Origin of the sequence: Limnobacter sp., assembly GCF_964228395.1 — a bacterium.
In the GTDB taxonomy this organism is placed as follows: domain Bacteria; phylum Pseudomonadota; class Gammaproteobacteria; order Burkholderiales; family Burkholderiaceae_B; genus Limnobacter.
This window is the reverse complement of sequence record NZ_CAXQZX010000059.1, coordinates 1-6,306: the sequence shown is the minus strand read 5'-3', so window position 1 is coordinate 6,306 and position 6,306 is coordinate 1. Positions and strand designations below refer to the sequence as shown.

Below are 6,306 nucleotides of genomic sequence, written 5' to 3'. Positions count from 1 at the left end.
CTTCACCGAGGCCTTTAACAAAGATCCGGACTTGGCGCGCGTCATTCGAACCCCGTCGATTGCCAGGCATACCACCGCAGCCCAAATGGGCACGTAGGTGGCCCATTGGTTTTTGTCGATGGACTCGCCAAGCAGAAGCGCCACAAACACCAACAGCACGGGCTCCACATAGCCCAGCAGACCAAACAGACCGAAAGGCAGCAACCTGCTAGACACAATGTACGCCACCAGGGCGCTGGCGCTGATTAGCCCAAGCAAGGGAATGAGCGCAAAGAGTTTGCTGTGATGCAAATAGGTGTCTACAAAGTCACCTTGAAGATCGAAGGCAAACCAGGCTGCGACGGGCAGCATGAACAGCATGTCGAACCACAGGCCGCCCAAATGGTCAGTGCCAATTTTTCGCCGCAAAATAAAGTAATAGGGGTAGCCAAGGCACACCAAAAGTGTGGCCCAAGAGAAACTGGCAGTGCGCCACAATTCATGTACAACGCCGACACAGGCCAGTGCGACAGCCACGGTTTGAAGGCTGCTAAGCCTTTCCTGGTACAAAAAGCGGCCAATCAGCACCATGCTCAGGGGCAGCATGAAGTAGCCCAAAGACACTTCCAGTGCTTTGCCGTGCAAGGGGGCCCACATGAAGAGCCAGAGCTGAATGGCCAGCAGCGTAGCGCTCGCAGGCAAAGCCAGTACTAATTTGGGCGACTGGCATATTCTTTGGAATAGTTTTGCAACCAGGTCCCAATCGCGGCTGAGCCACAAAAACAAGGTCATGGCGGGGAAGGTAAGCAACATGCGCCAACCAAAGATTTGTTCGCCAGTGAGGGGCTCTAGCAAGCTGGAGTAGTAGTAGAGCACCCCAAACAGCATAGAGGCCAGCACTGAAAGAAGCATTCCCCTGGTCATGATGGCGTATCAAAAAGTGAATCGCATGATTATGGGTGCATGGGACGGCGATGTGATGACACTGTCGCAAAAAGTTAACAGGATTTAACCATAATTGGATGGTACTCGCGGTGCTGCTTTGTCTAGGTCAGCGGCTTGGCGGAGTGCTTTGCCGTTGGATAAACTGTTAAATATTTTCAGAGGTGTATTTAAAGTATTAGATTGACCGCACGGTTTGGGCCCGTGACATGTTTGTTGCTCAAAAGATTAGGCTGAAAAGTGTTTTTCCGGGTTGAACAGAACGTTTATTTTTAAAAGATTTACTATTTTAATAGAATGAAAATTCTTATTACATTTTCTCGCCTTGTTTTACTGTTTTAGGTAATATCGGCAACGCTCAAGTTCCATGCTGCGTTGCACTATTTATGTTTGGTGTTGGGCTTTGGTCAAGCAGGGCTAACCTGTAAAAACGCCGGTTTGAAGCAGACTGGCAGAAAAAGCTGAGAAAATTCAATGAAATCGTCATTCCTTCTAATCTGGGTGCTGAGCGCACTCACGGTGTGTGCGTTGCATCACGCTGGCTCAAGTTGGTTGCTATGTCTTCTGGGTGGGGCTTTGGCTGCGGTGGGATTGTTCACCGTGTGGTGTGGTGTGTGGATGGGGGAATTGTTAAACCATGTGAAGCAACCTGGTGAGCAAAACACGAATGCCTTTGTGCGAATTTTGTTTAGAAACAGGCGTGAGCCTGAGTAAGCGCGCTTGATCAAAGGACTCGTTCCCCTCTTTATGGCTAGGGTTTGGCCATATTGACCCTTCTCCTGATTCGTGCAATGTTCAACGCGTGCAACATCTGCACGCACGTTTCAGAGATCAGGAGACAAAATGAAGAAGTTAAAATTATTTTTGTCATGCGCCGTGTTTGCCTCGTCGAGTTTGACGATTGCAGGCACAGCCATCGCTGCCGCCCCCACGCTTACTGCCAATACCGTTTTAAGCAAACTTGAAAACCCTTGGGACATGGCCTTCACGCCGAAGGGGGCCATGCTGTTTACCGAGAAGTGCCACGGTCTTTCTGTTCGCTTGCCCGATGGCACCGTAAACAAGCTACTCGGCATGAAGGACAGCAAGGGTTACGCAGACACCATGTCCGACCTGTTTTGTGACGGCCAAGCCGGCATGAACGGCGTGGCGGTGGATCCTGACTTTGCCAACAACCGATTTGTGTATGTGTATTCCACATCCAGCATGTCGAATCCGCAGACCAACCGCGTGATTCGACTCAAGTTGAACGCCGACATGAACAAGGTCAGTGATCGCAAAGACATCGTTGACGATATCCCTTACAAGACTGGCCCAAGTGATCACCCGTTCGGATCTTCCGGTGCACACAACGGTGGTCGAATCCGCTTCAACCCCGGTGACGGTTTTTTGTATGTGACCACCGGTGACATTCACAATGGCGCGGTGCCTCAAAGCCCAACCCGAATGGGCGGCAAGGTGCTTCGAATCGACCGCGATGGCAAGGCTGCAGCGGGTAACAAGCCGCCAAAAGGCTTTGATGCACGCGTGTTTACCTATGGGCACCGCAACCCTCAAGGCATTGCATTTCGCCCAGGCACACACCAGGCCGTTACAGCAGAAAATGGACCCTGGCATTCTGATGAGGTCACCGTGCTGACCAATGGCGGCAACGCAGGGTGGGACCCTCGACCCAATGTTGGTGGTCGTGGTGACTGTCCAGACGCATATTGCGGCTACAGCCCCAATCAGATGGGGGCCATGGAGCCCGTAAAGCGTGCCGCCTTCATGCCCATGACCGACACCAAAACTTACCCGGATGCGATGAAACCCGCTTGGAATAACGAGAACCTGTCGCAGGGCATGTCCTCGGGTGTGTTCCTAAGCGGCAAACAGTGGAAAGACTGGGATGGTTTGATGGCTGTGGGTTATATGGGCATTGGTATTCACGGTACACCCGTGGGCAACCGTATCGACCTCTTGGACATCAGCAAAGATGGCCTGACAGCCAAGCGCACCATCATGCCCTTGCCGATGCCTGCGGGTCGCTTCCGTTCGGTGGTGCAGGGGCCCGATGGCAGCCTGTATGTGGCGACCGATGAAGGTGAGATCTACCAAGTAAAACCCAACTAATCAATGTTTGATGGCAGCCCACGCTGGCGTTTGGCTGGTGTGGGGTTGCCTTGTATGAGGATGTAACGATGTACAAGTTTGCAGCGATGCTGATGGGCGTGTCACTGTGGAGTGGCAGCAACACGGCCTTGGCCAACGCCGACATGTTTCGGCAATACAATTGCACGGCGTGCCACGCCGAAGACAAAAAGAAATACGGTCCAACCTACCAGCAGGTGGCTTTGAAGTACGCAGGTGAAGAGGGTGCGGCCGAGCGACTGGCCAAAAAAATACAGGCCGGAGGTGCTGGCGTTTGGGGCAACACACCCATGCCGGCGCAGCCCAGGGTTAGTGACGAGGATGCCTTGAAGCTGGCGAACTACATTTTGTCGCTGAAATAAAATGCGATGATCGGAGGGGGTTACACCTTGCAACTGTATTGCCAAAAGTTCAACAGCAGGCCCACACCGTCGCTTTGGGCCTGTCCTCCTGCCAAGTCTTCCACTTGAGATGCCCACTTGGCCTGTTCAAGTTTCAACAAAAGCGTTTTTGGAACTGTGGCAAACCCCATGCTCCAGCTTGAAAAATAGCGCTGAGGAACCGGGCCATTGAGCATTTCAAAAATGTTTCGGTGGCAGTTGGAGCTTTTGATTCGGTTGTAAACCGCCAATAGCGAGTCTTTTTCGCCTTCGATGTACTGCAGGAAGTTGGAGTCGTGATGCAGTAGCACGCCCGTAATGCCATGTTTCTCGTTGTTGATCCGCGAGCTTAACAAAATGAATTCCAGATCATCATCTGAAAGAGGGCGGCTGGCACAGCTAACGTAGGCGATGGCATGCATATGCAAATGCTCAAGGTGGTTCTTGGGTGCTTTACGGCATTGTGCAGCCTATCTGAATGTTTGGCACCCTGCGTTTTCAATTGTTAAACATTTATGTGTGTATTTTTTAACGTGGTGGTGGGTGGAAGCGGCTTGTTGCAGTTCAAGCACCCAGGAGGCGGTGGGCCAGTACGGAATGCATATCACGGCGTCCGTGCGCAACCAGTTCCTTTGGATAGCTGCCGCGTTCGGGGAATTTCGATAGGCTTTCCACAAGGTCCGTCAGCTCATCCAACCCATGGTCGGCGCTGGTCACACAGTCGAACTCGGAGATGTAGTCGTGGATGGCCTCCAGATCCTGCTCCGCCCCCTCGGTGAGCAGGACCTCAAACTTGGCTGATGTGCCTGCCATCAGACTGAGGCTCGCTTGGCCTGCAAGCGGGCGACGACATCAGCAATAGGTTTGACCTTGCCAGCGGCCAACTCCTGACTGTCCAACGCGAGGATCTTTAGCAAGGCCAGTGTCTATGGCGTATCCTCGAACGAAGCGACGTTCTGCAGGACAGTTTTCGCCTCGCCATTTTGGGTAATGACCATCGGCTCACGCTGCTCTGCGAGGTGCGCCAAAACCTCGGCTGCATTCGCTTTGAGATAGCTGATTGGCTTGACTTGTGATGAGTAGCGCATGGCAGTGTTCCAGACCTAATAAGACTGAATATGGTTCTTTTTTGGTCTCATGGCAAGGCGGCTGAATTGTATGTTCCAGCTCCATCAAGGAGATGAAGGCGATGAGCTAGCCAGTGGAAGCCAATGTGCTCCTGCTCTAGCCGCAGCCCAAGGCGAATGCGGTTGTCGCGCAGGTCGTTGTATAGGGCTCTTTCCTCTGGCGTGAGTCGGTGCAAGTCCACACGGAGGGGCTTGTCCTCACTTCCCCAAAAAACAGCGTGCTCATCGAGTGTGGCTCTGTCCATCAAGAACGAAACCACGTGGTCAAAGTGGCCACGAAGCTGATCCAAAATGCCAAAGCCATGCGTGTCGATATCGCCCCAATAATGGATTGAGCATTTATTCAACCAACGGCTGCGGGAAAGTGCATCCCAACCATAACCAGCACCGAAAATTGCGATGGCATTACATGCAGGCGGAAAGGCCAAGAAGTTTGTTTCGTTCTCCGTGATGAATACACGCTGCACGTCGAGATCCAAGCGACTGAAGCTATCGGCATCCAGCGTCACGTCAGGGGATACTGAGCCGGGCATGACCCGAATCGACGGATCAAGAACGCGAAAGCGAATGCGCGTCGGCTTCTCCAGAAAGCCGTATCGAGCAGAAAACTGACTGATACCGGTTTTGCCAGAATCCACTGCATCGACTGGTAATGCCAGATCGAGCAACTCAGCCAGCACGCCACGATGTGCTTCGATGAATTTGCTGTGAACCCCAGGCAAATCCACCTGCCGCAGATAAATGCCAGGACGTTGATGATCGACGAGCCATGTCACCACGGCCAGCAATTGAGGCCATTCGACGGACAGCTCCAGCGCCAGCTGCGGGCGCCTCTCCAACCACGGCAGCAAGGCTGGATGGGTTTGCCGAGTAGTGGAAAGCTGTGCCGAGAAGCGTTCCCAATCTTTGCGCTTACCTAACCAGGTCAACGCATCTTCTAGTGTCTCGACCCACACACAAGCCGGTAGCTTTTGCGCGCCCTGGACACGGTGCTTGAGCTCCTGCCACTCCACGCGTACTGAGCTCGTCGCGGCTAATTCGGAGGCCCATTCCCGAACTTCGTTAAAGCGACCAGTGATGTCCGCTGAAGTTGGGGACTTAAGAGACATGCGTAAGGGGAAACGCACATTGCCTGTTACTGCGTCTCGCAACAGTTCGCCGCGCTCCCAAAGTCGCGCCAACTGCGCTTTCAATTCTTTTGGGCCAGTCCAAGTCACGGCTCAGACTCCTGCGCAGATTGGGCTGGCATCAAGGCCTTCTGCGCGCGGTATTCCTCGATGGGCAAATTGCGCAGCTTCGACGCTCGCCCCCCCTCGTTATGGACGAAGCCAACACTGGAGACATAAGGCTCGATGATGTGGATTTTCTGCAGCGGCGTCACAATCAACAGTTGCAGATTGAGTTGCTGGAACAGCTTCAGTCCGTATTGGGCGGATTCATCAGAACCGCGCCCGAAGGCCTCATCAATGACCACGAAGCGGAAGGAACGAGAACGGACCTCCCCCCACTCTAAGCCAAACTGGTAGGCCAGACTGGCGGCCAGAATGGTGTAGGCCAATTTCTCTTTTTGCCCGCCCGACTTGCCACCGGAGTCTGAGTAATGCTCGTGCTCGCTGTTGTCCTCACGCCAGCGCTCGCTGGCGGCGAAAAGGAACCAGTTGCGCACATCAGTGACTTTCGCTGTCCAGCGGCGATCCTGTTCTGACAACCCTTCGCGCCCCCGGAAACGGTCGATGATGGCCTTGACC

7 protein-coding genes and 1 pseudogene are annotated in these 6,306 nt (G+C 53.5%); 2 read left to right on the top strand and 6 right to left on the bottom strand.

Going from position 1 to position 6,306, the window contains the following annotated elements:
- Positions 1–903, bottom strand: a 903-nt coding sequence (gene rarD / locus ACEQU8_RS04850; RefSeq protein WP_370261902.1) for an EamA family transporter RarD, incomplete at its 3' end; no start/stop codon positions are given.
- An 861-nt stretch (positions 904–1,764) separates the two neighbouring features.
- Between rarD and ACEQU8_RS04845 the strand changes: the two genes are divergently transcribed.
- Positions 1,765–3,033 carry a sorbosone dehydrogenase family protein gene (locus ACEQU8_RS04845; RefSeq protein ID WP_370261901.1) on the top strand — a complete coding sequence of 423 codons (1,269 nt, stop codon included), beginning with the start codon at positions 1,765–1,767 and terminating at the stop codon, positions 3,031–3,033.
- A gap of 68 nt (positions 3,034–3,101) precedes the next feature.
- A complete protein-coding gene (locus tag ACEQU8_RS04840) occupies positions 3,102–3,413 on the top strand; it encodes a c-type cytochrome (protein WP_370261900.1) in 312 nt (103 codons plus the stop codon).
- A gap of 20 nt (positions 3,414–3,433) precedes the next feature.
- Here the strand turns inward: ACEQU8_RS04840 and ACEQU8_RS04835 are convergent, their stop codons facing one another.
- From ACEQU8_RS04835 to ACEQU8_RS04815, 5 genes and pseudogenes are all read right to left on the bottom strand, one after another.
- Positions 3,434–3,853, bottom strand: coding sequence for a BLUF domain-containing protein (locus tag ACEQU8_RS04835; protein ID WP_370261899.1), 420 nt, complete (start codon positions 3,851–3,853; stop codon positions 3,434–3,436).
- A gap of 142 nt (positions 3,854–3,995) precedes the next feature.
- Positions 3,996–4,244: a type II toxin-antitoxin system RelE/ParE family toxin gene (locus ACEQU8_RS04830; RefSeq protein WP_370261897.1), complete on the bottom strand. Its 249-nt coding sequence runs from the start codon at positions 4,242–4,244 to the stop codon at positions 3,996–3,998.
- Positions 4,244–4,519 (bottom strand): annotated as a pseudogene (locus tag ACEQU8_RS04825) (type II toxin-antitoxin system Phd/YefM family antitoxin). The gene ACEQU8_RS04830 and the pseudogene ACEQU8_RS04825 overlap by 1 nt, the downstream one beginning before the upstream one ends.
- 47 nt (positions 4,520–4,566) lie before the next feature.
- Positions 4,567–5,775 (bottom strand): DUF3322 domain-containing protein, encoded by a 1,209-nt coding sequence (locus ACEQU8_RS04820; RefSeq protein ID WP_370261896.1) that lies wholly within the window; start codon positions 5,773–5,775, stop codon positions 4,567–4,569.
- The coding region (locus ACEQU8_RS04815; protein ID WP_370261895.1) for an SbcC/MukB-like Walker B domain-containing protein at positions 5,772–6,306 on the bottom strand (535 nt) is incomplete at its 5' end. The genes ACEQU8_RS04815 and ACEQU8_RS04820, both read right to left, overlap by 4 nt.

Bases quoted from the DNA above. Each gene is read 5' to 3' on its own strand.
- ACEQU8_RS04840 (WP_370261900.1), top strand. From the start codon at position 3,102: ATGTACAAGTTTGCAGCGATGCTGATGGGCGTGTCACTGTGGAGTGGC.
- ACEQU8_RS04845 (WP_370261901.1), top strand. From the start codon at position 1,765: ATGAAGAAGTTAAAATTATTTTTGTCATGCGCCGTGTTTGCCTCGTCG.
- ACEQU8_RS04830 (WP_370261897.1), bottom strand. From the start codon at position 4,244: ATGGCAGGCACATCAGCCAAGTTTGAGGTCCTGCTCACCGAGGGGGCG.
- ACEQU8_RS04835 (WP_370261899.1), bottom strand. From the start codon at position 3,853: ATGCATGCCATCGCCTACGTTAGCTGTGCCAGCCGCCCTCTTTCAGAT.